Origin of the sequence: Nonomuraea sp. NPDC003804 (assembly GCF_040610675.1) — a bacterium.
Lineage (GTDB): Bacteria > Actinomycetota > Actinomycetes > Streptosporangiales > Streptosporangiaceae > Nonomuraea.
Genome location: NZ_JBEXMT010000031.1, coordinates 77,231 through 101,811, shown reverse-complemented (window position 1 = coordinate 101,811; position 24,581 = coordinate 77,231). Strand labels below are relative to the sequence as shown.

Below are 24,581 nucleotides of genomic sequence, written 5' to 3'. Positions count from 1 at the left end.
GCCGCCCTTCGCGGCGGCACCGCAGGATGCCGCCGGACGCCCGCCACGGCGTTCCCGGACTGGTCGGACTGGCCGGACCGGGCCTCGGCGGTCCGTCGCGGACGCGCCCTCGCCGGCAGCAAGCGGCCCCGAAGGCGGCGATCAGCGGTGCCGCCGCACCCGGGTCCGGGCGGGCTTCACCCGACGGTCACCGCGATCTTGCCGACCGTGCCGCCGGTGAAGTCGGCGACCGCCTGGGCGCCGTCGGCCAGGTCGTAGGCGCGGGCGAGCGGCACCCGCAGGCGGCCGGCGACCACCTCGGCGGCCAGGAAGTCCAGCGTGGCCGGGCTGGGGTCAGCCATGATCGCGGTGGCCTTGACGTCCTCGCCGTCCGGGACGAAGTGCAGCGTGGAGGCCAGCCGTCCGCCCGGGACCAGCAGGCCGGCCACCGCGGCGCCGTCGCCGGCCAGGTGCAGCGCGGCCTGCACCCCGCCGGGCGCCACCGCCTCCACCTGCGCCCGCAGGTCGTCGGGATCCACGACGTAGCGGGCGCCGAGCGCGGTGACGAAGGCGGCCTGGGCGCCGGGCCGGGCCGTGGCGATGACGGTCGCGCCGCGGGAGACGGCCAGCTGGACGGCGTAGCCGCCCACCCCGCCGGTCGCGCCGCAGATCAGCACGCTCTCCCCGCGAGCCGGGGCCACGGCGTCGACCGCGTTGAGCGCCGCCGTACCGGCCAGGCCCAGCGCGCCGGCCCTGGCGTGGTCGAGCCCGTCCGGGATGCGGCTGATGCCGTACTGCTCGCCGACCACCACGTACTCGGCGAAGCCGCCCTGTCCGAGGGTGGGCCGCATGACCACGCCGAACACCTCGTCGCCCACCGCCAAGCCGCTCACCCCGGCCCCGACGGCCGCGACGCTGCCGGCGAAGTCCTTGCCGAGCACGACAGGGAACTCGTACTCGTAGACGCCCTTGAGGAATCCGCCCAGGACACCCAGGTCGAAACCGTTGACCGAGGCGGCCCGCACGCGCACGAGCACCTCGCCGGGGCCGGGCTCGGGGGTGGGCAGCTCGGTCAGCGCGGGAGCGGCTCCGAAGCCGGAGAACGCGACAGCACGCATATCTGGTCACTCCTTGTTCGACGACGATGACGTCTGGCGCCGGCAGGCGCGGGACGGTTCCGGTCGCGGACGGTCCGCCCTCGTCGGGAAGGCCGTCCGGCCGGGCGCAGGCCTACCGCACTTTCTGTGCGTTGGTTATGCCTTGTGCGCGCCTCGAGTCTGGTCCAGAATGCCGCCATGACGGAAGAAGGCACTTTGACCAGCCCACCGCACACCGATGTGCGCGTCACCGAGGACCACCATGTGTGCCAGCTGCGCGATGTGCTGGATCGGGTGGGCGACAAGTGGAGCGTGCTGGTCATGAGCCTGCTGGGCGACGGCCCCAGGCGTTACTCCGAGCTGCAGCGCGCCATCGAGGGCATCTCCCAGCGCATGCTCACGCTGACGTTGCGCAGCCTCGAACGCGACGGCCTGGTCGAACGGACGGTCACCCCCACCTCGCCGCCACGCGTCGACTACGCCCTGACCCCTGTCGGCCAGACGCTGTCCGGCCAGGTGAGCGGGCTCATGCGCTGGGCGGAGCAGCACCGCGCGTACGTGGCCGAGTCCCGCCGCCGCCACGACCTCGCGGCAGCCGGTTGACGTGGCAGCGGGCCGCCTGCCGTACGGCGGGGCCGCCGCCCGGCCGCGATCACGGCCACAGCCGGCCGCGCAGCCAGGCCGATCCGGTGCGCTCGTAGCGCAGGCGCGTGTGCCTGCGGTCGTGGTCGGCCTGCCAGAACTCGACCTCCTCAGCGGTGAGGGCATACAGCGTCCAGGCGGGGGCGACCAGGTCCGGGTCGGCCGTCACCCGGGCGTAGGCCTGCTCGAAGGCGGCGTCGAGCTCGGCCGGGTCGTCCAGCGGCTCGGACTGGCGGCCGATGAGCGCCTCGGCACGCGAGGCCGGCGGACGCGCCAGGAAGTCGGCGGCGCCGGCCTCGGACCCGGCGGGCGTGACCGGGCCGCGGACGCGGATCTGGCGGCCCAGCTCGGGCCAGTAGAAGACCAGGGCCGCGTGCGGGTTGCCGGCCAGGTGGCGGCCTTTGGCGCTGTTGGCGCCGGAGGCGAAGAACCAGCGGCCGTCCTGGCTGACGTCCTTGCAGATGAGCACGCGGCCGTCGGGACGGCCGTCGGTGTCGGCGGTCGACAGCGTCATGACGTGTGGTCCGAGCACCCGCGCCTCGATCGCCCGTCCCTACCGGTCGAAGTGCCGGATCGGGTGGCCGGACGGATCGGTGGTGAGCCATGATCCGTCCGCCAGGGGTTCGAGGTCGTAGGGGTTGCCGGCGTGCCCGTCGAGTTCGTCGTCGACCCGGCCCGTGCGCAGGTTGACACGCCAGTGGCGCAACCACTCCCGCTCGTCGTCGCCCTCCCCGCCGAGGGTGACGACGGCCGTGTCGGCAGTGAGGTAGCCCCCGCCCCATTCGACGAAGGTGTCGTCAGGGTCGTGGCCGAAGGCCTCGACCGGCAGCTCGAGCGTGACCTCACCGTCCGGCCAGGCGTGGAAGGCGACGTCGGCCTGCTCGTGGTCGACGGTCATGAACTGGGCGCCGTCGGGCGCCAGGGCGATGAGGCACCGGTCGTCCCACGGGTAACGCACCAGGTCCAGCCGGTCGCCGCTCAGCCTGCCCCGGAACAGGGCCGTGCCGTCCTGGCCCTCTCCCACGTCCAGGAGAAGGTGCTCGCCGTCGGGGTGGCGCACGTGCCGGCCGCCGTGCCCGGCCGTCTCCAGCTCCGCCTGCGCGATGACCTGCCCCGTGTGCGCGTCCAGGGTGACCCATCGGTCGGGCCGGTCCCGCCCGGCCATGCTGTCGGGCCGGTAGACCCAGACCACACGGCCGTCGAGGGACAGCACGCAGCCGGGCCAGTGCCCGTACGGCTCCGTCGACAGCGGCTCGAACGGCGAGCGCCAGACCTCGCTCCCGTCACTGGCGACGCAGACGGCGGCGTCCAAGGTCGTGTAGACGGCGCGGCGCAGATCGGCCGCGGCCGTATGGTCGACGACCTCGTCGCCCGCCGACGGCCGGAACACCCGCGCCGGCGACAGCGTCCCCCGGCCGCCGCCGGCCAGGTCGTAGGCGCAGATGCCGCCGTCGACGAACCGTGTGAAGATCTGGAGCGAACGAGGGGTCCGAAGCATGTCCAGGAGGTTAGCGCGAACTCCCGGGCCTGCCCGCCGGGGCCTGCCGTCCGGCGGCGACCGGCCGGGAAGCCCGTCGAAGGTGCCGGCACCGAGGAATCCCGGCATCCGGCCGGCCGTACCCGATCAATCGGGCTGTCCCGTTCCGGCCAGGCGCAGGCGGGTGCGGGACGGGGCCGACGGGGGCAGCGCGGCGAGGATGTCGGCGAGGGTGACCCCGGTGAGGCTGCCTCGCCACGCCTGGTGCGCGTCGGCCATCTTCTCGGCGAGGATGCAGGTGCTGCGGCAGTCCTCGGCAGGCAGCGCTCCGCGCCCCTGCCGGCGGATCTCCCGGCACTCGTACGGCGAGGAGTTGCCGTCGACGGCCTCGACGATCTGCAGGAGCGTGATGTCGGCGGCGGGCCGCCCGAGCCGGAACCCGCCCCGCGGCCCCGTGGTGGCACTCAGCAGGCCGGCTTTGACCAGCGCCTTCAGCTGCTTGGCCAGGTAGGGCGCCGGAAGGTCGTAGTACTGCGCGAGCTGTGTCGTCGACGCGCTGGCTCCCGGTTCGAGCTGTGCCAGCGTCGTGGCGCAGTGCAGAACCCATTCCGTGCTCACAGGCAGCTTCACGCCCCGAGCCTATCGCAGACATTACGGACCTATTTAGTCCGTGATACGTTCCAGTGGAACCCCTACGAACAGGAGAGACCACCATGCGGATCGCAGTCGCCGGCGCGACCGGGCACATCGGCGCCCTCACCGTCGCCGCCCTCGAACGGGACGGCCACGACGTCGTGCGCATCAGCCGCTCGCTCGGCGTGGACCTGTCGACCGGCGACGGCCTCGACGCCGCCCTGACCAGCGCCGAGGCCGTCGTGGACGCCACCAACGCCCCGGCGGCCGGCCCGGCCGAGACGGTGGCCCGCTTCGGCACCGCCACGCGCAACCTGCTGGCCGCCGAGGAACGGGCCGGCGTCCGCCACCACGTGCTGCTGTCGATCGCCGGCATCGATCGCGTCGAAGGCAACGCGCACTACGCCGGCAAGCGGGAACAGGAACGCCTGGTGGCCGCCGGAGCGGTGCCGTGGACGATCGTGCCGGTCACCCAGTTCCACGACTTCGCGGAAATGGTGGCCGGCTGGACCGAGCAGGACGGCATCGCCACCATCGCGCCCCTGCTCGTACAGCCGATCGCACCCGCGGACGTGGCCGACGTCCTGGCCGAGATCGCCGTCGGCGAGCCGCAGGGACGCTACGCCGACGTCGCCGGTCCCGAACCGCAGGACCTGGTGGACATGGCCCGGCGCACCCTCCAGGCGCGCGGCCGCACGGTCAGGCTCGTGCCGACGTGGTCGTCGACGGCGTTCGGCCCGGAGATGGCCGGCGACACGCTACTGCCCGGCGAGGGCGCCCGCATCGCGCCCACCACCTTCGACGAGTGGCTGGCCACCCAGCGGTAGAACCGCCGGCCGATCACCCGCCCACCAGGGGCGGGTGGCCGGGCAGGCGTGACCGGCCGGCCACGCGGGCGGCACAGGTCCTTCGGTGCTCCTTCGGAGGCGTCCCGGCGTCACTCGTCGATGCCGGAACCGGAAGGATTGGTGATGTTGTCGTCGTCATCCATGGGCCCGCCGCCCCAGCGGGCATAGCACTTGGCGGGATTCTTGTGTAGACGGCAGGGATGGGCCGCGAAGGCGGTCACCGGCGCGGCCGACAGCGCCTGGGCGACCGGCTCGGCGCCTGCGACCTGGGCCGATGTCGCCACCGGCGCGACGAGAGTGGCACCGCCCACCGCGGCGGCCAGGAGAGCGTTCCTTATCGTGATCATGACTGAGACTCCATGGTGGATTCCTGGGCGATCCCAGGGCTGACGGAGCGCCGAATCGGCATCACGTCCGCACCGATTCAACAGAGGAACGGATTTCCACGCTAATGAGCGGGAACTGCGGCGGTCACCTAGAGAAATCCAAAGCCTGAAGGCGGTCGGATTACTCTCCCGCTCCCCAGAGCGACCACGACATCACTCCAGGCGACAATCGCTCGCCCCGCGACCTCCCAACCCCTGCGCCGTCCCGGGGACGCCGCCGCTCCCCGGGCAATGTTCCGGCAATCGTCCCGGCCGACGCACCGGCCACCCCCCGGCTCCCGGCCTGCACAGGCACGCCGAAAACCGGGACCATGCTCACAGAAGAGTCTCCACGCGCCTCACGGGGTCCAGGCCGGATCCCGGCCGATGACGCCGAGCAGGCGGTCGAACGGCGGGGCATGGCCGGCCACCGCCACCGCCGCCCCGAAGGCACCGCGCTGCCTGCCCATCTCCGCCATCCGGTCGGTGAAGTGCAGCGCCCGAGAGACGGCATCGGGGTCCGGCTCGTAGTCCTGGCCGGTGGCCCGGGCCAGATCCCAGCCGTGCACGACCAGGTCGACGAGGTACATGTGAGCCAGGACGCCCATCGGCAGGCCACCCATGGCGGGGCTGGCACCCTCCCACGCCTCCGGCCGCGACCAGGCGGCCAGGGTGCGCTCCGCCCGCTCGGGGAAGTCGCCCGCGTAGGGACCCTGCTCGGGGCGCGGCCCCTGCCGGCCCAGCGACTCGAACATCTCCGCCACCCACTCCAGGTGGTTGATCAGGTCCTTGACGTCGAACTTCTCGCACGGCGTCGACAAGCCGAGCTGCTCCTGCCGTACGGCGCGCACCAGGCCCGCGGTCCGTTCGGTGGCGCGTGTCATCAGCGGCATCATGTCTTCCATGGCAGCGATCGTGCCGCGCCGGCCGGAGGCGCGGCTTGTAGAAAGGCGACAGCGCGGCTGGGTCGACCCGTACGCGGGACTCGACGCCTTCGACTACGTCCGCCATGCGCCCTCGCCGGCGATGTCGGCGTACGTGGAGCACTTCTGGGTCGTCACGTGGACCGGCCTCGCCGAGCCGTACGAACAGCGCATCGTCTCCCACCCCAGCGTGAACATGACGATCACCCACGACTTCCGCCAGATCGCCGGAGTGATCAAGGGCGGGTTCTCCTACACGATGCGCGGCAGCGGCCGCGTGCTCGGCACCCGCTTTCGCCCCGGCGGCTTCCGGCCGTTCCTCGACGGCCCGGTCTCCCAGCTGACCGGCCGCTTCGTGGAGATCGGCGAGCTGTTCGGCGCGGCGGGCGCGAACCTGGTCGAGCACGTCCTGGCCGAACCCGACGCCCGGGCCGCCGTCGCGCTCGTCGACAGGTTCCTGCTGAACCTGGGGCCGCATCGCGATCCGCTGGCCGACGAGGTCGCGGCGCTGGTGGCGACGATGGAGAGCGACATGTCCATGACCCGGGTCGACGAACTGGCCGCAGGCTCGGGACGGTCGGTGCGCTCGCTGCAGCGGCTGTTCCGCGACTACGTCGGGGTCGGCCCCAAGTGGGTGATCCGCCGCTTCCGGCTGCACGAGGCCGCCGAGCGCGTCTACCAGGGCCTCGACCTCGCCACGCTGGCGGCCGAGCTCGGCTACACCGACCAGGCGCACCTGACGCACGACTTCACCGCCGCGGTCGGCATGCCGCCCGCGGCCTACGCCCGGCTCGGCGGCCGGGCCTGATCGCCTCATCCGGCCGGCATGCAGGTCCACAGCAGAGTCCGCCGCCCGAGGCGGACGGTCGCTGCGGTCAGCAGCGGCCCACCGATGGATAAGCCGAGGGCGTAAGCGGTGGCCGCGCCCGCCGCCGGCCGACCGGCTACGCGTCGAGCCCGCTCATCCGGCGCCGACGCCCTGCCGGGGCGACCGCCACGGGCGCACCGGGACCGCCTGGCCTCACCCCGACGGCGGTGTTGTACACAGCCGGAAGCTCAAGAACGGCCGCTCGATCGCCACCTACGGACAGCCCCGTTCGGTCGGGATAAATCCCATGAAGGACCCACGAAACACCCCGGCCGTGTCCACGTCGTTCCCATCCGGCAGCGTGTCGGCTCATGACCAATCAGGCCCGACGGTATTGACGTGATGAGAATGCCCCTATGACCGGAGGCGCGGATGGATATCGGGATAGGCCTGCCCAACACGGTTCCCGGAACCGAAGGGAAGGCCCTCATCGGCTGGGCACGGCAGGCCGAGGAGGCAGGATTCAGTACCTTGGGCACGATCGGCAGACTCGTGTACCCGAGCTATGAGGAGCTGATCGCCCTCACCGCCGCCGCAGCGGTCACCAGCCGGATCCGGCTGACCACCGGTGTGCTGCTCGCACCGTTGTATACGAACAGCGCGCTGCTGGCGAAGCAGACCGCCTCGCTCGACCGGCTCTCCGGGGGGCGGCTCGTACTGGGCCTCGGCCTGGGTGGGCGTGACGACGACTTCACCGCCAGCGGGCTGACCACCGAAGGCAGGGGGCGCCGTCTGGAGGAACAACTCACCGAGATGAAGCGCGTCTGGTCCGGCGAAGAGCGCGGTTCCGCCGGGGCGATCGGGCCGGAGCCTGTGCGCAGCGGCGGCCCCGAGCTGATCCTGGGCGGCGCGTCCGAGGCGAGCTTCCGCCGGGTGGGCCGGCTGGCCGACGGCTGGATCATGGGGGGTGGCACGCCGGAAATGTTCGCGCAAGCTGCGGCAGGTGTCGATGCCGCCTGGCAGGACGAGGGCCGGCAGGGCAAGCCACGCAAACTGTCGCTGGCCTACTTCGCCCTCGGGTCCGATGCCCGCGCGCAGGCGGACACCTATCTTCTGCACTACTACGCCTGGCTCGGCGACGGTGCCGGCCAGGTCGCAGCGAGCGCCGCCGTAAGCACTGAGATGGTCAGGTCCTACGTCGCCTCCTTCGAGGCCAGCGGCTGCGACGAGCTCATCTTCGTTCCCACGTCATCAAGGCCTGAGCAGGTCGAGCTGCTCGCCGAAGCGACGGCCTGACCGTCAGTGCCCGGGGCGTGGCCGAGCTCCAGCCTGACGGGCCAACAGTCGGGATGGGGGTCGTCGAGGCGCGTGAAGATCTCCGCTCGCGCACCACCTTCGGCGCGGTCTTCCCCAGCGTCGTGTTCTGGCCGGAGAACATCGCCGACTTCAGCGCGATCGGCACCGGCCTTGCGATCGTACCGGGACCGCCGATGGCGCCGATCTTCGCGGTCGTCGGCCAGCGGCTGGTCCTGCGCATCCCGGTGGGCGTCCTGGTCGCCCTGGGCAACCTGCTGTTCCGCGCCGGCGCGGTGCTGCTCGCCGTCAGCGCCCCGACCGACGTGCAGGACGCGACACGATCCTGCCGGGGTGGGTCGTCATCGACATCGGTATCGGCCTGGCCCTGCCCAACATGATCGCCGCCGCGACCACCGGCCTGCCCCCCGCCCAGGCCGCCACCGGCAGCACCGCGGTCAACGCCAGCCGCCAACTCGACCGTGCACGATCGCGCACACCTTGTCGTAGGTGTCGCGCGCGGTCAGCTCCTCCCATCGCACGGCACCGGCGACGGCGGGACACGGGACATAACCGCAACAGGAAACCAGGACGCCGAGCGCACCACCACCATCGGCACCCAAAAGCAGACAACCCGCTACATGCGCGCCGAACCAGGACGCCTACGTCCAGCAGTTGACTCCTCAGCGGCCCGACCCTCACCCGAAGGCCGGCGCGCGCTAACGCCGCTCGACCTCCTCGCCGGCACCACGAACGAAACTCTCGCGCACCACCTCGTCCGCCGCCGCCAGCTCAAGCGTCGCCGGATCAGGCAACTCCTCCCGCCGGGCAACCGGCCGCTGCTTCGGCACCTCCGCGCCGCGCTCGCCCGTCTGCTCCCCCGCACCCGACAGCCGGTCGAAGTAGCGCAACAGCTCCACCGGCAACGGCATGACCAGCGTGGAAGACTTCTCCGCCGCGACCTCCACCACCGTCTGCAGCAACCGAAGCTGCAACGCTCCCGGAGTCTCCGACATGATCGCCGAAGCGTCGGCCAGCTTGCGCGCAGCCTGGAACTCACCCTCCGCAGTGATCACCCGAGCCCGCCGCTCCCGCTCCGCCTCGGCCTGCCGAGCCACCGAACGCTTCATGGACTCAGGCAACTGCACATCCTTGATCTCCACCCGATCGATGTGGATGCCCCAGCCCAGCGCCGGACTGTCGATCATCAGCGCCAGACCCTTGTTCAGCTCCTCACGGTTGGACAGCAGATCATCCAACTCGCTCTTGCCGATGATCGACCGCAACGAGGTCTGCGCCACCTGCTCCACCGCGAACAGATAGTTCTGCACCTCCACAGCCGCCCGCAGCGGATCCTGAACCCGGAAGTACGCCACCGCATCGACCTGAACCGAGATGTTGTCACGAGTGATGCCCTCCTGCGTCGGCACCGGCATCGTGACGATCTGCACGTTCACCTTCCTCATCCGATCCGCGATCGGAATGAGGAAGTTGAACCCCGGCTGGCGAATACGCTTCTGGGCCTGGCCGAATCGGAAGACCACGCCACGCTCCACCTGATTGACGATCCTGATGCCGCTCAGCACCACCCCGACACCGCAGAGGGCCACGAGCGCCAGCACGACTTCGTTGATCATGGGCCTATCCCCCCCGTTCAAGGCTAGGTCCGGGCCACGTACGGAAAACCCCACGACATCGTCAAGAAATCACGGGGTTCCCACCACCAGCACACCCTCCTCCACACGAGCCTCCGTGCCCAGAGCCGCGCACGCACCCACGAACCGCTCACAGATCCACGCACACTCCGACCCCCGCGCCAGATCCGTCCTACCGTACTCCAGCTTGATCGGTACGGCCCGCAACCCCACCACCCGCGAACCGTCGAAGCTCACCAGGAACAACAACGACAGATCGTTACGCAGATCAGGATCGACCGCATAGTCATCCAGGAAGTCCCCCAGATCAAACAGCACCGGCAACGCCACCCCGTGAACAACATGAGCGGAATGACCCGCCACCAACGTCGCCCCCGACGCCACCAACGCCTCAGCCGCCGCCCGCACATACGGCAACGGCCGCACCGTCATGTTCGGCCCCCAATGCGGAGTCACCAGCACCACATCCACCGGCATGCCGCACCGCATGGCCGCCACCGTCTCCGTCAACCACACCGGCACCCGATGCAGCAGATCGACATAAGCCACACCAGGCCGATCGGCCCGCGCCGCGAAGTCCGCCGGATGATCGGTCACCCCCACCACCCCGACCCGCAACCCACCGGCCACCAGCACCGCCGGCCGCCGCGCCTGAGCCTCGTCCGCACCGGCGCCCACCGCCTGGATACCCACCCGGTGCAGATGATCCAGCGTGTCGAGCAACGCGTCGTAGCCGTAGTCCAGCGCGTGGTTGTTGGCCAGCGTCACACAACCGACCCCCAACTCCGCCAGCAGATCAGCCGCCTGAGGCGGCGCCCGGAAATGGAACGGCTTGCCCGCCTGCGCCCACCTGCTGCCCCGCGCCGACACACAGCACTCGAGGTTGAGAAGGAACAGGTCAGCCTCGGCCAGATGGTCGCGCACGCCGCGAGAAAGATAGGCGGCAGGATCGGTCGTGCTCTCCAGCAAGGCGGCGACGCCACGCCCGAGCATCGTGTCACCCGCCAGCGCGAGTGTGACGGACATACCTGTCAGCTACCCCAGCTCAGCAGGATGTCGACCTGGGCCGCCGATTTCTGCCGAGCCGCCTCGGCCTTGTTTGTCGATGAGTCTTCAGTCCTTGAATGAGGGGTGGCTGAAAGCCGCCCAGCCGGGCGCCTTTACAAAGTAAATTTATTACGGGCCGCACCGAAGATCATCCTTCGGGATCGCGGCTCGTCCACACCGCGCCCTCGATGGCGCGCTCCTCCCAGCCGACTCTTGCCGGCACGCCGGACAACACCGGCCGGCCTGTGCCGATCCGCCTCACCTGCAGACGGCAGGCGTCAACACCGATGGAGCCGGGTGTGGACGTCCACCGTCCCAGAGGTCGCCGGAAGGCGATCGAGGTCGCCGCGTCAGCAATCGGAGCGGTTCGAGATGCCTCTCCCCTACCCCTGACCATGCACGACGCCTGGCCGAGGAACGGGACAACGCCTGCGGCGGCTTGCCGAGGAATCAACGGGGCGATGCTGCACCTGCTGCGGCCGCGCCCGCTCGGCACTCTCCTGCGCATGCATGTCGGCGATGCTGCGGGACCCTGGACGCGCCCGTCTTGTACGCCGGTTGGCGCGTGCGCGAGGTCGGCAGCGTACATGTCGACAGGGATGACGCCCTCGACTGGTTCTTGGACACCGGCGCGCCCGTGATCAGCGCCGCTCAGGACCCCTGCTGCTCGCCTACGGCCGGAAGCTCCCGCCCGATCAGCTCCGGCCAGCGACACAACCTGGTTTCCACATTCGCGCAGGACGGCCAGGACGTGGGTAGCCGAGCGGCCCCACCGCTCATGTTTTCAGCTTTTCATGGGGCCGCTCGGCCGGCGCCGCGGCGAATCCCGGACGTGCGCTGCGCGAACGCCTGGAGATCGTTATGCGGTTGGGGCGGTCTCGTCCTCGTCTCGGGGGAAGAAGGGGAGCTCGACGTAGACGCGGTCGGCGGCGGCGAGGATCTTCGGGGCGTCGTCGACCGGCGGGTGGATGTGGTGGTTGATCCGCTTCTTGACCTCCTTGGCTTCGGCGCCCGAGGCCATCACCCTGCGGTCCCAGCCCCGGGTGAAGATGGCCCCGGCACCGCCCAGGTCCAGGCAGGTGACGTACGGGCCGGGAGTGAAGTCGCGAAGCGGCAGGTCGAGCAGGTCGGCCGCCGCGTTGTACCCCGCGACCTTGCCGAGCGGGGTGGCGTGCTGGCAGGCCTGCATGACCGTGTGCTCGGCGTCGAACGGCGCCGCGGCCGTGTCCCCGGCGACGAACACCTCGGGAAGGGCGCGCAGCCGCCGGTCCACCGGCACCCGGCCGAGGTGGTCGAGGTCGTCGGAGATCTGGCTGGTGAGCTCGCTGGCCCTGACCCCCACGGACCAGACCACCGCGTCCGCCTCGACCTTGGTGCCGTCGGACAGGACGGCGTATCCGTCCCCTACCTCCGTCACCGTCGTCCCGAGACGGCGTTCGACGCCCACCCGGTCCAGCGCTGCCTCGATCTCCTCGCGCGGGCCAGGGCCGAGCTGGTCTCCGACCACCTGCGCCTGGTCCACCAGCAGCACCCGGCCCCGGGCGGCCAGTTCGGTCGCGGCCTCCAGGCCGACGAACCCGGCGCCGACGACCACGGCGGAGTAGTGCTCGCGGTCGCGCAGATGCTCGGTGAGCCGCCGCGCCCCGTCCAGGGTGTCGATGTCGAAGAGCCGTTCAGCGCCGGGCAGGCCCTGCGGCTGGACGAGCTTGCTGCCCGCCGCCAGCACCAGGCGGTCATAGCCGACCTCCTGGCCGTCGGCCACCACCACGCGGCGGTCGGTGTCGATCCTGCTCACCGAGGCTCGCAGGTGCTCGACGCCGATCGGCTCGAGGATCCTGCCGAGCTCAACCTTGGCCAGGTCCGGCTCCGGCTCGTACAGGCGCGGCCGCAGCACCAGGTGGTCGTTCGGCGCGATGAGCGTGATGCGCAGCTCCGTCTCTCCGCGCGCCAGCGCCGCTCCCGCCGCGCTCCACACGCCCGCGAAACCGCCTCCGATGATCACAACGTGCGCCACTGTGTCTTCCTCTCAGCCTCGCCCCCCGAGGATCGGGGGGTCGGTCGGCAGGGAGACAAGATGGCGGGTTCAGATGTGACCGATGTGGGCGAACTTCTCGGGATTGACCAGTCTCCTGAACGCCGTGATCCGCCCGTCGGCGATCTCCACGGTGTCCAGCCAGACCAGCTCGCCACCACAGTAGGTCGCCAGGGCCGGGTGACCGTTCACCTCGATGATCTGGAACGCGTCGGGCCGCCTGAGCTCGATCTGCCTGACCGCCAGCAGGGCGATCCGCTCCGCGCCCCGGACCGGCCTGCGCGCCGCGGTGACCTTGCCGCCGCCGTCGGCGACATAGACGGCCTCGGGGTCCAGCAGCGCGACGAGCCCCGCCATGTCCCCCGCGTCGGCGGCCGCCTTGAACGCCTTGAGCACGCGTTCGGTCTCGGCCTTGGACGCCTGGGGGCGCTCCCGGACCGCGGCGACCCGCGCCCGCGCGCGGGAGGCGAGCTTGCGGCCGGCGGCGGGCGTGCCGCCGAGCACCTCGGCGATCCGGGCGAACGGGAAGTCGAAGACGTCGTGCAGCACCAGCGCGACACGTTCGGCGGGGGTGAGCCTCTCCATGACCACCAGCATCGCGGTGCTCACCGACTCGTCCATGAGCACCTGGGCGGCGGCGTCGGGCCCGGTCAGCAGCGGTTCGGGCAGCCAGGGCCCGACATAGGACTCGCGCCGGACGCGCGCCGACTTCAGCATGTTGTAGGACGTACGGGCGGCCAGGGTCACCAGCCAGGCCCGCAGGTCCCGCACCTCGGACAGGTCGGCGGCGACGGCGCGCAACCAGACCTCCTGCGTCACGTCGTCGGCCTCGGCCACGGTGCCGAGAATCCGGTAGGCCGCCCCGAAGACAGCGGAGCGGTGCGATTCCCAGTCAGCCTCCCCCAGCACGCCGGTCAGCTCCACCTCGGCCTCCTGCCCCCTCCGGATCAGTGATCGGCCTCCGATCCTAGGCAAACCACCTCCGACCGCCCCAACCGCGGGGGCGAGATTGGCGATGCCGTCCAGGGTGAGATCAGCGGAGGCGTCGAGCGGTCTGGGGCGGACCGGGGCAAGCGCGAAAATGGACCCGGCCCCAGGGAGGTGATCCGCGGGCGCGTCGGCGGGCGGCGGGATACGACTGCTGGCCCGCCCCAGGCGGGTGATCCGCGGGCGCGTCGGCGGGCGGCGGGATACGACTGCCGACCGCGCTCGTGCTGACCGGGCACCGCTCCATCACGGACATTCTGTGCTGGTCAGACTGGCGCCGCCGTCACCAGGCCACCGCCCGACGCTGCCGCTACCAGTGCAGACCCGAGCCATGATCGCGCGCTGGAGTACTAGGCGGTCTTGACCGAGCCGCCGTCGATGATGTGGTCGGCGCCGGTGGTGCTGCCCGCGAGCGGCGAGGCCAGGTAGGCGATAAGGGTCCCGACCTCGGCCGGTTCTACGAGCCTCCCGGTGGTCATCCCCATGGCCGCGGGCAGGCCGGCGACCAGCTGCTCCCTCTCCAGGTTCATCGAGGTGGCAAGCGCGGCGCCGTACCCGTTCGGGTCCTCCCACATGGCGGTACGGACCGGGCCGGGCGACACCGTGTTGACGCGCACGCCCTGCGGCCCGAACTCCTCGGCCAGTGCCTTGCCGAACGCCGTCAACGCCGCCTTCGCGGTGGTGTACGGGACTGGCCCGGCGTGCGGCATCCGCGCCCCGTTGGACGAGACGTTGACGATGGCGCCGCGCTGCCGTACCAGGCTGGGCAGCGCGGCACGCGTCGTACGCACGGCGGCGAAGAGGTTCAGGTTGTAGATCTCCTCCCACGCCGGGTCATCGAAGGAAAGGAACCCGCCGACCGCTCCCCCGTCGCCTCCGCCGACGTTGTTGACGAGCACATCGAGCTCGCCCAGCTCCGCCAGCGCGGCCTCGACCAGGGTCCGCGGCCCGTCCGCGGCGGCCAGGTCGACCTGCAGGATGATCGCCCCGGTCTCCTTCAGCTCCGGCGTGACGGTCCGGGCCGCCGCGACCACCTTCATCCCCTCGCCTACCAGCGCCGTCACTGTCGCCAGCCCGATGCCCCGGCTCGCCCCGGTCACCACCGCGGCCTTGCCGTTCAGCAGCATGTCCATGAGATCTCCCATCGCTGCGCCATTGATGATGCGGCTACAGTATTAGTCGCAACACGAATGTTGCAAGTCGAAAGTGAGCGGCTACCCTCCTGTAGTGTTTTCATGTGACGAAGCAGCCAGTGCACGCCAAACCTCTGCGCGCGGACGCCGAACGGACGGTGCGCGCGATCCTGGCGGGCGCCGAATGCGCGCTCTCGGCGAACCCCGCGGCCACGATGGAGCAGATCGCCGAGGCGGCGGGCGTCGCCCGCACCACCGTGCACCGCCGTTTCACCACACGCGAGGAGCTGGTGCAGGCGCTGACCGCCTGGGCGACCGCGCAGTTCGCCGAGGCCGTGGACACCGCGACGTCCGAGACGGCGCCACCGCTGGTCGTCCTCCACCGGGTGACCGCGAATGTCCTACGTGTGAAGATCGGCTGGGGCTACGCGATGAACCGGGCCGCCGCGTCGTCCGATCCCGAGATCGCACGCGTCCACGCGGACGTCCTGGACAAGTGCGACCGGCTCTTGCGCCGAGCGAGGGCGGAGGGGCTCCTGCGCTCCGACGTCGACATCGAATGGGCACGCCGCTGCTACTACGCCCTCATCCACGAGGTGACCCAGGATCGCGGCGCCACCGAGCTCGACGCCGACGCCCTCACCACACGGCTCGTCGACACCCTGCTCAACGGCCTGGGCGCCTGACCGGGCGCCCCAAGCCCACGTCGTCATCGGACAGGACGGCGTGGGCGTCACGACCGCGCGGCGCCGACCACCAACAGCCCGCTCGAACCGTCCGGCCCCGTTCCACCGGCCAAGCCCAATGCCGCCGCGAAATCGACTTCACCAGCCTCCGCGAAAAGCTCGACACCACCACCCCCGGCGGCTGCCTCGCCTTCCACGTCTTCGCCGCCCAGGCCGACATCCGCGAACTCATCGTGGCCGGCACCTACGAGGGGGCCTGGCCGCCACCGAACCCTGAGGCCGCACCGGGCCACGGCATCTCGCCGGGGCTTCGTCCCGGGCCGGAGGCGAGACTCGCGCTCCGTCACTCCAGCGCGCCGAACGACCCCGACCCTTTACAAAGTAGATTTCTACGACCAACAGCCAAAGATGTCTTTGACACTTTCGAAAAGCCAAAGATATCTTTGGCACATGCGCATCACTGATCCGCGGGCCATGCGCGCCCTGGCGCACCCCCTACGGCTGGAGCTGATCGACCTGCTCGGCAGGATCGGCCCCGCGACGGCCGCCACCTGTGCCAAACACCTGGAAACCTCCCAGGCGTCCTGCTCCTTCCACCTCCGCCAGCTGGCCAAGTACGGCTACGTCACCGAGGCCGACCCCTCGACGGACAAGCGGGAACGCCTGTGGCGGTTGGCCGACCACGAGCAGGCATGGTCCGCGGCGGAAGGCGGCCCGGCGGCGCTCGAACTGGAGCGCGTGTTCATCGAGCGGGAGGCCGGCCGCATGGCCGCGTGGGCCCAGGCCCGGTCCTCCGCTCCCCCGGCCTGGCAGGAGGCGGCGTTCGCCTCCGGCGTCAGCGTCCCGGTGACCCCCGAGGAGCTCGACGCCATCGGCAAGGACTTCATGCGGCTGCTCCAGCCGTACATCGCCCGCCTGTCCGACCCGTCGCTGATCCCCGAGGGCGCCGAGTCCGCCCGCGTCTTCCTCCACGGAGCCCCCCATGCGCCTCTTGGTGCGTAACCCGCGCTTCCGCCGGCTGCTCCTCGGCGACGCCGTCTCGAGTTTCGGCGACAGCGCGCTGTTCTTGTCCCTGGCCATCTGGGCCAAGGACCTGACCGGCTCGGCCGCCGCCGCCGGGATCGTCTTCCTGTGCATCACCGCCCCGGGCCTGGTCTCCCCTCTCTACGGTCACCTGGTCGACCGGGTCCGCCGCAAACCCTTGCTGATGGCCATGTACGCGGCGATGGCGGTCATCGTGCCCGCCCTGCTCCTCGTGCGCACGGCGGGCGACATCTGGATCATCTACGCGGTGGCGCTGGCCTACGGCGTCCTGTTCTCCACACCGGCCTACGGCGGGCTGCTGAAGGACCTGCTGCCTTCCGCCGACGCGGCCGCGGCCAGAAGCATGCTGATCACCGTCCGTGAGGGGTTACGCGTTCTTTCACCGGCCGCCGGCGCGTGGATCTACCTGACCTTCGGCGGTGGCACGCTCGCCGTCGTCGACGCGATCACCTTCGTCGTCGCCCTCCTCGTACTCGCCTCCATCGACGTCGTCGAATCGGCGCCCGAGCCCGCCCGCGCCGGCGACGGCTTCTGGAACGCCGTGACCGCCGGGTTCCGCTACCTGCGCGACGTACCGCTGCTGCTGCGACTGTCGGTGGCCTTCGCCGCCTTCCTCGCCGGAGCCGGGCTGCTCGACACCGCCACCTTCGCCGCCATCGAGGGCCTCGGCCGGCCCGCCGCCTTCTTCGGCGTCGTCACCGCGGTCCAGGGCGCCGGATCGGTCCTGGGCGGCCTGCTGTCGGGCAGGCTCATCGCCCGGCTGGCCGAGACGCGCACCACCGCCGTCGGCTACGCGGTCATGGCGCTGGGCGTCGGCCTCTGCCTCGTCGAAGCGGTCCCGGTGTACCTGCTGGGCACGGCCCTCCTGGGCGCCGGACTGCCGCTGCTCCGCGTCGCTCTCGGTACGGCGCAGCAGCTCTACGTGCCCGCCCGCCTGCAGGGCCGGGTCGGCGCGGCGATCGGCATGGTGTCGGACCTGACGCAGACGCTGTCGATCGCCCTCGGCGCCGCGGTGGTGGGGCTGCTCGACTACCGGGTGATGCTCGGCGCCGTCGCCCTCGCGGCCCTGCTCTGCTGCCTGGTGGTACTCGTCCGTCCCGCGCCCACCCCCGCGATCGTCCCCTCGATCGCGGACACGCCCCAGCCGGTCGGATAGCGCCCCTACGGCGGGTGCCGCTCCGGCGGGTGCCCCGTCGCGCATCCGTGGGCGGCGCCTTGCCGCCACCCGCTCATCGGCACCCCGAGACCGCGCCCCGTCACCGCGCCCCGTCACAGCACTCCGTCGCCGCACCCGTCGCCCGCGCCCGGCACCGCGCCCCGTCGCCGCACCCGACACCGTGCCCTCACCGCGCCCGGCACCGCGCCCCGTCGCCGCACCCGACAGCGTGCCCTCACCGCACCCGACACCGCGCCCTCACCGTGCCCTCACCGCGCCCGGGACCGCGCCCCGAGACCGCCGAGTCACGCCCACCACGGGAGGGCTAGGGTCGAAGCCATGATTCGCGTGTTTCTCCTCGACGATCACGAGGTGGTACGCCGGGGCGTCGCCGCCCTGCTGGAGGCCGAAGACGACATCGAGGTCGTCGGGGAGGCGGGAACGGCCGAGTCGGCCATCGCCCGCATCGCCGCGCTCAACCCGGACGTGGCCGTCCTGGACGTCCGGCTGCCCGACGGCAACGGTGTCGACGTCTGCCGCGAGGTGCGCTCCCGCCTGCCCGACCTGCGCTGCCTGATGCTGACCTCCTACGCCGACGACGACGCTTTATTCGACGCGGTCATGGCCGGGGCCTCCGGCTACGTGCTCAAGCAGATCCACGGCTCCGACCTCGTCGGCGCCGTCCGCACGGTGGCCTCGGGGCAGTCGCTGCTCGACCCGCAGACCACCGCCGCGATGCTGCACCGCCTGCGCGACCAGGCCACCCGCCGTGACCCGCTGGCCGCCCTGACCGACCAGGAGCGCCTGATCCTCGACCTCATCGGCGAGGGTCTCACCAACCGGCAGATCGGCGAGCGCCTCTACCTGGCGGAGAAGACCGTCAAGAACTACGTCTCCAACCTGCTGGGCAAGCTCGACATGCAGCGCCGTACCCAGGCGGCGGCCCTCGCCGCCCGCCTCAAGGCGGACCGCAAGGAGAAGCACTGACCAACGCCCCCGTCCGGGCCCTCGGCGGTTCGCCCGCGGGGGCCCGGCGGCCGAACGGCCGGCGTGTGTCAGAGTGCAGTATGCGCAAGTACGTCATCATGGGCGTCCAGGGCAGCGGCAAGGGCACGCAGGGCACCCTGCTCGCCCGGGACCTCGACCTGGTGCACATCAGTGTCGGCGACATCTTCCGGTGGCACGTCCAGAACCACACCAAGCTGGGGGCCATGGTGCGGCGCGTGATGGCCGCGGGGGAACTGGTCGGCGACGACCTGGTGGAGAAGGTCGTGCGCGACCGGCTGGCGCAGCACGACTGGAACTACGGCTTCGTGGTCGACGGGTTCCCCCGCAACCAGCGGCAGGCCGAGTTCTTCCTGGAGAGCTACGACATCGACAGCGTCGTCCACCTCGATCTGCCTGACGAGGACGTCCGGCGCCGGGTGCTGGCCCGCCGCCTGTGCGCCCGCTGCGGCATGGACTACAACCTCATCGCCCACCGCCCGAAGGAGAACGGCCGGTGCGACGTGTGCGGCGGCGAGCTCGTCACGCGGGAGGACGACACGCCCGAGGCGCTCGCCGGCCGGCTGCGGGACTACCACGACAAGACCGACCCGGTCCTCGCGCTGTTCCGCCGCAAGGAGTACGTCGTCACGGTCGACGCGAGGCCCGACCGGGTCTCGGTGCAGCGGGAGATCCGTACACGTCTGGGCCTTCCGCCGTACGAGCCGGACGGCTCCGGCTGAGCCGCCTCGCCGACGCCGGAGGCCGGCCGCCAGCGGTTCGACGGGCTCGGAAGGCCCGCTCCATGGACACGCCCTGGCCCACCCCCGCGCCGGCGGCTTCGATGCGCGCGACGAGGGCCCTCCGCTCCCGAACGTGTCCCCCGGCCCCACAGCAGGTTGAGCGGTGCTCGCTGACCCTCCACCCCGAATGCGTGGTTCTACCCGTGTGAGCCGGCCCCACTTACGCGTCAGGTCCGGCCCCACTTTCACCGCACGACGTCCGCCGCGCGGGTCGGCGCCGAGCACCGGATCCTGCAGCGGCTACGGCAAGACGGACTTCCCTTCCAGGTGCCTGAGCCGGTCCCCGCGCCCGGCGGGGGCACGGTGATCGAGAACGCGGCCGGGCCCGCCGCCGTCTGCCGGTGGATCGCAGAGGTCACCAGTCTGCTTGGCCCCGGCCATCAGGGCTACCGCCCTGGCGTGACCTGGGGAGTGGATATCGGGGAGCGGGCTCGTTTGACGGGTGCCGGGGGGCGCAGGTCTACGGCGCCTCGATAGTGCCGGTGGTCGTGGTATCACGCGTTCGGCGCTGTGCGCTCAGTACAGAGTCGAGCAGGCCGGGGAACAGTGCGTCGAGGTCCTCTCGGCGCAGGCGTACCAGCCGGGATCGGCCCTGCACCTTCGTCCACGTCACGCCGGCCTCGCGCAGCACCCGGTAGTGGTGCGACAGCGTCGTCTGATGCACGTCGATGTCGGCGCCGATGGCGTTGCAGAAGTCCTCGCCCATCCGGTCGAGCCGCAGGACGAGGTCCAGCCGTACCGGATCGGCCAGAGCGCGCAGCACCTCCACCAGCCGGATGGCCTCGGTCGCCGGTTGTGACACCTCACGCATCGCCGCCCCCTGTGTTGAGCACACCCGCCACGCTACCAACACATGGATATATGGACAAGTATCCATGTATTGCCTAGGGTTCCCCTCGGCACTTCTGAGGTTCCTCTGGAAAGGCGGCACCACCCGGTGTTGAAACGACTTCTTCCTCTGGCCCTGGCGACCTTCGCCGTCGGCACCGACGGCTACGTCATCGCGGGCCTGCTCCCGGCCATCGCCACCGACCTGCAGGTCTCCACTCCCGCCGCCGGGCAGTTGGTGACGGCGTTCGCCCTGGTGATGGCCCTGTCGGCGCCCGTCATGGGCGCGCTCACCAGTGGACTGGATCGGCGGTCCGCGCTGCTGATCGCGTTGAGTGTCTTCGTGGTCGGCAACGCTGTCACCGCCCTGGGCACGAGTTACGAGGTGGTGATGATCGCCCGTATCGTCACCGCGGTCGGGGCCGGGATGATCAACTCCGCCGCCTCCAGCACTGCTGGGGCCATCGCACCCCCGGAACGCCGAGGCAGGGCACTGGCCTTTGTGTTGGGCGGCCTCACGTTGGCGACGGCGTTGGGTCTTCCTCTCGGCACGCTGATCGGCGGTACCGACTGGCACATCACCATGTGGGCCGTCGCCGGGATCGGCCTCGTCGCGGCCCTCGGGATCGCCGCCGGCCTGCCCAGGGTGACGCTTCCCGCCGCATCACTGGGCGATCGGCTGCGCCCGCTCAAGCAGGGCCGGGTCCTCGCGCTGCTGGCCGTCACCACGCTGGTCTTCCTCGGCGCCTACACCCTCTACACCTACATCGGCCCGGCCCTACAGGATGCGACCGGCGGCTCCGAGTCGCTGCTCACCGTCATCCTGCTGGCCTGGGGAATCGGTGTCCTGGCCGGAAACATCATCGCCGGACGGCTGGTCGACCGGCACGACCCCGCGCACGTGCTGACCGGCCCCATCGCCATCGCCGCCGTCGCCCTTGCCCTCACTTCGGTGGCGACCGCCACGCTCGTGTCCACCCTGGCATGGGCCGCGATCTGGGGCGCGGCCCTGGGTGTCATCGTCGTGCCCCAACAGCACCGACTCATCGCCCTCAATCCAGCCGCGGCACCGGTTCTGCTCGGCCTCAACTCCTCGGCCATTTACGTCGGGATAGCTCTTGGTGGCGGCCTGGGCGGACTGGCCCAGAAGTGGTTCGCCATCGTGCCCGCCGCGCTGGGACTGCCGGCCGCCGGTGTCACGACCTTGGCGCTGCTCTACCACCTGACAACCGCACGCCACCATGCACCCGCAGCACCCGAGCCGACTCCCTCCACCCCGAAGCAGGCTGAGGCGTAACGCCCCTGCTGGGGCCCAGGAGCGTTACCGGTTCCGAGGCTCGCACGCTACCCGTCGGCTCACGGCACGGGACTGAGCGGGCGGAGCCCGCCGGGCATCTGCGGGAGTTGGAAGGAGTGGCGGCCCATCAGGTCGATGTGGTGCCACACGAACGGCGACAGGCGGGCCACATCCTCCTCGCGCGCCTCGGACCCGCTCGTGCGCAGGTGGGTCAGGGCGGCGTCCATGCAACGGGTGTCGAACAGCACGATCGCGTTCGACACCAGGCCCAGCGCGCCGATCTGGTCCTCCACGCCCTCCTGGTAGTTCTGGTAAAGCTGCCCGTTGCGGCCAGGTGGATGAGCTTGCGGGCCAGGGCGTGGCGGCCTTCCTGCGGGTTGGCCTGGGCCTTGATCTGGGGCCGCTGCTCCTTCCAGTTCCCGGATGCGCTGCGGGCGTCAACTGCTCAACCCCACCCCACGAGCGGGGACGCGTATCACTCGAGATGGGCGAACCACAGGCGTGCCGTAGCGTCCCGGGCGACCAGGAATCCCGCTATGGCGAGCAACCATCCAGCGGCACCGGCGCCCTTGTCGGTGATCCAGGTGTTGATCCGATGCAGGACCGGCTCGACCCGGGCCGCAGCGATCATCCGGGCCAGCAGCAGTACCCCGGCGGGAAGCACCATGACCAGGCAATACCCGGCGAGCAGCAACGCATCGGCGGCGGCGTTGAGATCGGAGGTGGCCAGCATGGCGATCGCCCGCAGGTAGGGCAGCATCGTGGCGAGCTCGGCCAGCGCCGCCAGCAGGGCGAGCCCGGCCAGCCATGCCGATGAGGAAGAACCTGTCGTGACGCGTTCTCGCCATCGGGTGATCCCGTCGCGGCCCGCGCGCCGTTGGGGATCGAAGCGAATGCTCAGTGCGAACAGGCCGACACCGACGGCGAGCCCGGTAGTGGCGTTCGGCCACCGCCGCCTGGCCGGGCGACGGCGCCAGAGGGAGGTAGCCGGCGGCATATGTCCGTGATGTCGATCGGCGGAGGAGATCGGGACTTTCGGCCCTAACGGGGCCGCGTGTGCTGACGGCAGGCTGTCTGGCATGCATGTCGACGGTTCCGGCCTCCAGGTACTCTCCCGCCGGGAATGCCTGAATCTCCTCGCCTCGGTGCCGATCGGCCGGATCGTGTTCACCGACCGGGCACTGCCGGCCGTACAGCCGGTGAATTTCCTCCTGGACGGCGAGCACGTCGTGATTCGCACCGCGACCGGGTCGAAGCTGGCCGCGGCCACGCGCCAGGCCGTGGTCGCCTTCGAGGCCGACGAGTTCGACGTGAGCGAGCGCACCGGATGGTCGGTCACCGCGGTCGGCCACGCGCGCGCCGTCTCCGACCCCGAGGAGCGGGAACGGCTGGCCGCGCTGCCGCTGGAGCCGTGGGCGCTCGGCGAGCGGGACCACTTCATCGTCGTGCGGGTCGAGCACATCTCCGGGCGGCGGATCACGGCGGGACGGCCCAGCCCGATCGTCGCGTCCCCGGACGAGCGGCTCGAGACTCCCGAGTGCCGGGCCGGCTAGCCCGATCGGCCACGTCTCCCCCAGGATGTCCCCGGGATGTTCCCGAGGCGGGCGAGGCCGACCACCGGGGACGCCGACCACCCGGGACACCATCGGGGACGCCACCGGTGACACCGCTACCGGGACGCCATCGGGGACATCGCCACCGGGGACACCGCTACCGGGACGCCGTCGGCCGCGTGCCGGTGGGCACGCGCCCGCCTGCCGGTCGCGTGAGCCTGCGTCCCGTTCAGTCCAGGACTTCCGACAGCGGGCGGCGCACGCCGCGGCTGTCCTCGAAGGTGATGCCGAGCCGCATGATCATCTGTGGGTACTCGTCCGAGCACAGCTCGTGCCGCAGGAACTCGCGCAGCTGATACATCTCCAGCGCCTGCGTGTGGAAGGCGGCGCTGACGCCGTAGGCGGAGGCGTGCAGCAGCACCCGCTGCAGCGCCTGGCCGGTGGCGATCCAGTCGTGGTGGCCGTCGCCGGGTGTCGTCATGATCGCCACGATGCCGGTGGCGGTGGACATGCGCTGGTCGGTGGTGGTGCCCCAGTCGTGGCCGTGCGCGTAGTCACGTTGCGGGAAGCGCTCCTGACCGCTCTTGCGGGGATAGGCGTCGGCGGGCACGCCGTCGCGGCGTGAGCTGCCCGGCGGGCGCGCCCAGCGGATCACCTCCAGGCTGAAGGCCCGGTCCCCGCTCTGCACGCGCTGGGCGGCCTGGGTGAGGGCGGCCACGACGTCGACCGCTTCGGGCATCCGGATCGGGGTCAGCGTGGCCTTCTCCGCCGCCGCCTGCCCGACCAGCCGCTCGACCAGGCGGTCGGGAACCGGCAGGTCGGTGAACCCGGCCCGGTGGGTGCGCCGCCGCTTGATCTCGCCGGCCAGGATCCCCGTGATCTCGTCCGGGGTCAGCGGGGAGCCGAGCCGTACGGTGGCCAGCAGCGCCGGGCGGTCGGGGTCGGGCAGCACCCGCACGATCGGCTCGTAGCCCTCGGCCCGCAGCGCGGTGCGCAGGGTGAACAGTGCCGCGCCGCAGCTGATGAACAGCTCGCGGGCCTGCGGGTCGCTCACCCGGAGCTTGCGCTCGACGTCGGCGCGGACCCTGATCTCCTCCCCGTACACCGCGAAGGTCCAGGGCTGGGTGTTGTGGACCGAGGGGGCCCAGGTCGCGGCCTCGATCGCCGCGTGGATGGCCTTGTCCTTCATGGCGGTTGCACCTCCTGCGCATCACCACCAGCGCATCACGCGGCGGACCGCCGGGTGAGGGCCGAAAGTCCCATCGTGGGGTGCCATCGGCCCCGTGCGCCGCTGCGGGGATGCCGTGGATG

Annotated in this window: 27 protein-coding genes; 12 read left to right on the top strand and 15 right to left on the bottom strand. The window is 71.2% G+C overall.

Going from position 1 to position 24,581, the window contains the following annotated elements:
* Positions 1-176: 176 nt before the first annotated feature.
* Positions 177-1,097: an NADP-dependent oxidoreductase gene (locus ABZX22_RS34830; RefSeq protein WP_354917781.1), complete on the bottom strand. Its 921-nt coding sequence runs from the start codon at positions 1,095-1,097 to the stop codon at positions 177-179.
* Between the two features lie 177 nt (positions 1,098-1,274).
* Between ABZX22_RS34830 and ABZX22_RS34825 the strand changes: the two genes are divergently transcribed.
* Positions 1,275-1,679 carry a helix-turn-helix domain-containing protein gene (locus ABZX22_RS34825; protein WP_354917778.1) on the top strand — a complete coding sequence of 135 codons (405 nt, stop codon included), beginning with the start codon at positions 1,275-1,277 and terminating at the stop codon, positions 1,677-1,679.
* A 49-nt stretch (positions 1,680-1,728) separates the two neighbouring features.
* Here ABZX22_RS34825 and ABZX22_RS34820 read toward each other — a convergent pair whose 3' ends face one another.
* The 3 genes from ABZX22_RS34820 to ABZX22_RS34810 all read right to left on the bottom strand — a co-directional run bounded on the left by ABZX22_RS34820 (position 1,729) and on the right by ABZX22_RS34810 (position 3,825).
* The gene (locus ABZX22_RS34820; RefSeq protein ID WP_354917851.1) at positions 1,729-2,262 is read right to left on the bottom strand and encodes a pyridoxal 5'-phosphate synthase; all 534 of its coding nucleotides are present in this window, start codon (positions 2,260-2,262) and stop codon (positions 1,729-1,731) included.
* A gap of 9 nt (positions 2,263-2,271) precedes the next feature.
* The gene (locus tag ABZX22_RS34815) at positions 2,272-3,216 is read right to left on the bottom strand and encodes a hypothetical protein (RefSeq protein WP_354917775.1); all 945 of its coding nucleotides are present in this window, start codon (positions 3,214-3,216) and stop codon (positions 2,272-2,274) included.
* A gap of 126 nt (positions 3,217-3,342) precedes the next feature.
* Entirely contained in the window at positions 3,343-3,825 is a 483-nt protein-coding gene (locus ABZX22_RS34810) for an Rrf2 family transcriptional regulator (protein ID WP_354917772.1), read from the bottom strand.
* Between the two features lie 83 nt (positions 3,826-3,908).
* On the opposite strand from ABZX22_RS34810, the gene ABZX22_RS34805 reads away from it, so the two are divergent.
* A complete protein-coding gene (locus ABZX22_RS34805; protein ID WP_354917769.1) occupies positions 3,909-4,655 on the top strand; it encodes an NAD(P)H-binding protein in 747 nt (248 codons plus the stop codon).
* A gap of 110 nt (positions 4,656-4,765) precedes the next feature.
* Here ABZX22_RS34805 and ABZX22_RS34800 read toward each other — a convergent pair whose 3' ends face one another.
* Together ABZX22_RS34800 and ABZX22_RS34795 are read right to left on the bottom strand one after the other, a co-directional pair.
* Positions 4,766-5,023, bottom strand: coding sequence for a hypothetical protein (locus ABZX22_RS34800; RefSeq protein ID WP_354917766.1), 258 nt, complete (start codon positions 5,021-5,023; stop codon positions 4,766-4,768).
* Between the two features lie 377 nt (positions 5,024-5,400).
* The gene (locus tag ABZX22_RS34795) at positions 5,401-5,946 is read right to left on the bottom strand and encodes a TIGR03086 family metal-binding protein (RefSeq protein ID WP_354917763.1); all 546 of its coding nucleotides are present in this window, start codon (positions 5,944-5,946) and stop codon (positions 5,401-5,403) included.
* Here ABZX22_RS34795 and ABZX22_RS34790 point away from each other — a divergent pair.
* From ABZX22_RS34790 to ABZX22_RS34780, 3 genes are all read left to right on the top strand, one after another.
* Entirely contained in the window at positions 5,945-6,772 is an 828-nt protein-coding gene (locus tag ABZX22_RS34790) for a helix-turn-helix domain-containing protein (RefSeq protein WP_354917760.1), read from the top strand. The genes ABZX22_RS34795 and ABZX22_RS34790 overlap by 2 nt on opposite strands.
* Before the next feature lie 432 nt (positions 6,773-7,204).
* The gene (locus ABZX22_RS34785; RefSeq protein WP_354917757.1) at positions 7,205-8,068 is read left to right on the top strand and encodes an LLM class flavin-dependent oxidoreductase; all 864 of its coding nucleotides are present in this window, start codon (positions 7,205-7,207) and stop codon (positions 8,066-8,068) included.
* Between the two features lie 17 nt (positions 8,069-8,085).
* Positions 8,086-8,466, top strand: coding sequence for a hypothetical protein (locus ABZX22_RS34780; RefSeq protein WP_354917755.1), 381 nt, complete (start codon positions 8,086-8,088; stop codon positions 8,464-8,466).
* A gap of 318 nt (positions 8,467-8,784) precedes the next feature.
* Here ABZX22_RS34780 and ABZX22_RS34775 read toward each other — a convergent pair whose 3' ends face one another.
* The 5 genes from ABZX22_RS34775 to ABZX22_RS34755 form a co-directional block, all read right to left on the bottom strand.
* Positions 8,785-9,702, bottom strand: coding sequence for an SPFH domain-containing protein (locus ABZX22_RS34775; protein WP_354917752.1), 918 nt, complete (start codon positions 9,700-9,702; stop codon positions 8,785-8,787).
* Positions 9,703-9,771: 69 nt separating this feature from the next.
* On the bottom strand, positions 9,772-10,746 hold the full coding sequence (locus ABZX22_RS34770) for a CapA family protein (protein ID WP_354917749.1): 975 nt from the start codon (positions 10,744-10,746) through the stop codon (positions 9,772-9,774).
* A gap of 880 nt (positions 10,747-11,626) precedes the next feature.
* The gene (locus tag ABZX22_RS34765) at positions 11,627-12,781 is read right to left on the bottom strand and encodes an FAD-dependent oxidoreductase (RefSeq protein ID WP_354917746.1); all 1,155 of its coding nucleotides are present in this window, start codon (positions 12,779-12,781) and stop codon (positions 11,627-11,629) included.
* Positions 12,782-12,850: 69 nt separating this feature from the next.
* Complete coding sequence (sigJ, locus tag ABZX22_RS34760; protein ID WP_354917743.1) at positions 12,851-13,723, bottom strand: RNA polymerase sigma factor SigJ; 873 nt, start codon at positions 13,721-13,723, stop codon at positions 12,851-12,853.
* A 413-nt stretch (positions 13,724-14,136) separates the two neighbouring features.
* Positions 14,137-14,919, bottom strand: a complete 783-nt coding sequence (locus tag ABZX22_RS34755) for an SDR family NAD(P)-dependent oxidoreductase (RefSeq protein WP_354917740.1) — start codon at positions 14,917-14,919, stop codon at positions 14,137-14,139.
* A 104-nt stretch (positions 14,920-15,023) separates the two neighbouring features.
* Between ABZX22_RS34755 and ABZX22_RS34750 the strand changes: the two genes are divergently transcribed.
* From ABZX22_RS34750 to ABZX22_RS34730, 5 genes are all read left to right on the top strand, one after another.
* On the top strand, positions 15,024-15,605 hold the full coding sequence (locus tag ABZX22_RS34750; protein WP_354917737.1) for a TetR/AcrR family transcriptional regulator: 582 nt from the start codon (positions 15,024-15,026) through the stop codon (positions 15,603-15,605).
* A 450-nt stretch (positions 15,606-16,055) separates the two neighbouring features.
* Positions 16,056-16,607 (top strand): winged helix-turn-helix domain-containing protein, encoded by a 552-nt coding sequence (locus ABZX22_RS34745; protein WP_354917734.1) that lies wholly within the window; start codon positions 16,056-16,058, stop codon positions 16,605-16,607.
* On the top strand, positions 16,588-17,805 hold the full coding sequence (locus ABZX22_RS34740) for an MFS transporter (protein WP_354917732.1): 1,218 nt from the start codon (positions 16,588-16,590) through the stop codon (positions 17,803-17,805). Before ABZX22_RS34745 ends, ABZX22_RS34740 begins: the two co-directional genes overlap by 20 nt.
* Positions 17,806-18,144: 339 nt before the next feature.
* Positions 18,145-18,792, top strand: a complete 648-nt coding sequence (locus ABZX22_RS34735; protein ID WP_354917729.1) for a response regulator transcription factor — start codon at positions 18,145-18,147, stop codon at positions 18,790-18,792.
* A gap of 80 nt (positions 18,793-18,872) precedes the next feature.
* Positions 18,873-19,532, top strand: coding sequence for a nucleoside monophosphate kinase (locus ABZX22_RS34730; RefSeq protein WP_354917726.1), 660 nt, complete (start codon positions 18,873-18,875; stop codon positions 19,530-19,532).
* A gap of 520 nt (positions 19,533-20,052) precedes the next feature.
* Here the strand turns inward: ABZX22_RS34730 and ABZX22_RS34725 are convergent.
* Entirely contained in the window at positions 20,053-20,403 is a 351-nt protein-coding gene (locus ABZX22_RS34725) for a helix-turn-helix domain-containing protein (RefSeq protein WP_354917723.1), read from the bottom strand.
* A gap of 129 nt (positions 20,404-20,532) precedes the next feature.
* Here ABZX22_RS34725 and ABZX22_RS34720 point away from each other — a divergent pair, with 129 nt between their 5' ends.
* Positions 20,533-21,717 (top strand): MFS transporter, encoded by a 1,185-nt coding sequence (locus tag ABZX22_RS34720; RefSeq protein WP_354917720.1) that lies wholly within the window; start codon positions 20,533-20,535, stop codon positions 21,715-21,717.
* A gap of 59 nt (positions 21,718-21,776) precedes the next feature.
* Here ABZX22_RS34720 and ABZX22_RS34715 read toward each other — a convergent pair whose 3' ends face one another.
* Entirely contained in the window at positions 21,777-22,133 is a 357-nt protein-coding gene (locus tag ABZX22_RS34715; protein WP_354917848.1) for a Tn3 family transposase, read from the bottom strand.
* A 59-nt stretch (positions 22,134-22,192) separates the two neighbouring features.
* Positions 22,193-22,798, bottom strand: a complete 606-nt coding sequence (locus tag ABZX22_RS34710; protein WP_354917717.1) for a GAP family protein — start codon at positions 22,796-22,798, stop codon at positions 22,193-22,195.
* Between ABZX22_RS34710 and ABZX22_RS34705 the strand changes: the two genes are divergently transcribed.
* Entirely contained in the window at positions 22,797-23,270 is a 474-nt protein-coding gene (locus tag ABZX22_RS34705; RefSeq protein WP_354917714.1) for a pyridoxamine 5'-phosphate oxidase family protein, read from the top strand. The two genes, ABZX22_RS34710 and ABZX22_RS34705, sit on opposite strands and share 2 nt — an antisense overlap.
* 229 nt (positions 23,271-23,499) lie before the next feature.
* Here the strand turns inward: ABZX22_RS34705 and ABZX22_RS34700 are convergent, their stop codons facing one another.
* Positions 23,500-24,459 (bottom strand): nitroreductase family protein, encoded by a 960-nt coding sequence (locus ABZX22_RS34700; RefSeq protein ID WP_354917711.1) that lies wholly within the window; start codon positions 24,457-24,459, stop codon positions 23,500-23,502.
* Positions 24,460-24,581: the final 122 nt, after the last annotated feature.

Excerpts from the sequence above, each read along its gene's own strand:
- ABZX22_RS34790 (WP_354917760.1), top strand. The coding sequence starts at position 5,945 with ATGGCAGCGATCGTGCCGCGCCGGCCGGAGGCGCGGCTTGTAGAAAGG.
- ABZX22_RS34705 (WP_354917714.1), top strand. The coding sequence starts at position 22,797 with ATGCATGTCGACGGTTCCGGCCTCCAGGTACTCTCCCGCCGGGAATGC.
- ABZX22_RS34770 (WP_354917749.1), bottom strand. The coding sequence starts at position 10,746 with ATGTCCGTCACACTCGCGCTGGCGGGTGACACGATGCTCGGGCGTGGC.
- ABZX22_RS34795 (WP_354917763.1), bottom strand. The coding sequence starts at position 5,946 with ATGGAAGACATGATGCCGCTGATGACACGCGCCACCGAACGGACCGCG.
- ABZX22_RS34730 (WP_354917726.1), top strand. The coding sequence starts at position 18,873 with ATGCGCAAGTACGTCATCATGGGCGTCCAGGGCAGCGGCAAGGGCACG.
- ABZX22_RS34735 (WP_354917729.1), top strand. The coding sequence starts at position 18,145 with ATGATTCGCGTGTTTCTCCTCGACGATCACGAGGTGGTACGCCGGGGC.
- ABZX22_RS34805 (WP_354917769.1), top strand. The coding sequence starts at position 3,909 with ATGCGGATCGCAGTCGCCGGCGCGACCGGGCACATCGGCGCCCTCACC.
- ABZX22_RS34745 (WP_354917734.1), top strand. The coding sequence starts at position 16,056 with ATGCGCATCACTGATCCGCGGGCCATGCGCGCCCTGGCGCACCCCCTA.
- ABZX22_RS34725 (WP_354917723.1), bottom strand. The coding sequence starts at position 20,403 with ATGCGTGAGGTGTCACAACCGGCGACCGAGGCCATCCGGCTGGTGGAG.
- ABZX22_RS34700 (WP_354917711.1), bottom strand. The coding sequence starts at position 24,459 with ATGAAGGACAAGGCCATCCACGCGGCGATCGAGGCCGCGACCTGGGCC.
- ABZX22_RS34775 (WP_354917752.1), bottom strand. The coding sequence starts at position 9,702 with ATGATCAACGAAGTCGTGCTGGCGCTCGTGGCCCTCTGCGGTGTCGGG.
- ABZX22_RS34710 (WP_354917717.1), bottom strand. The coding sequence starts at position 22,798 with ATGCCAGACAGCCTGCCGTCAGCACACGCGGCCCCGTTAGGGCCGAAA.
- ABZX22_RS34825 (WP_354917778.1), top strand. The coding sequence starts at position 1,275 with ATGACGGAAGAAGGCACTTTGACCAGCCCACCGCACACCGATGTGCGC.
- ABZX22_RS34740 (WP_354917732.1), top strand. The coding sequence starts at position 16,588 with ATGCGCCTCTTGGTGCGTAACCCGCGCTTCCGCCGGCTGCTCCTCGGC.
- ABZX22_RS34755 (WP_354917740.1), bottom strand. The coding sequence starts at position 14,919 with ATGGACATGCTGCTGAACGGCAAGGCCGCGGTGGTGACCGGGGCGAGC.
- ABZX22_RS34830 (WP_354917781.1), bottom strand. The coding sequence starts at position 1,097 with ATGCGTGCTGTCGCGTTCTCCGGCTTCGGAGCCGCTCCCGCGCTGACC.
- ABZX22_RS34800 (WP_354917766.1), bottom strand. The coding sequence starts at position 5,023 with ATGATCACGATAAGGAACGCTCTCCTGGCCGCCGCGGTGGGCGGTGCC.
- ABZX22_RS34785 (WP_354917757.1), top strand. The coding sequence starts at position 7,205 with ATGGATATCGGGATAGGCCTGCCCAACACGGTTCCCGGAACCGAAGGG.
- ABZX22_RS34815 (WP_354917775.1), bottom strand. The coding sequence starts at position 3,216 with ATGCTTCGGACCCCTCGTTCGCTCCAGATCTTCACACGGTTCGTCGAC.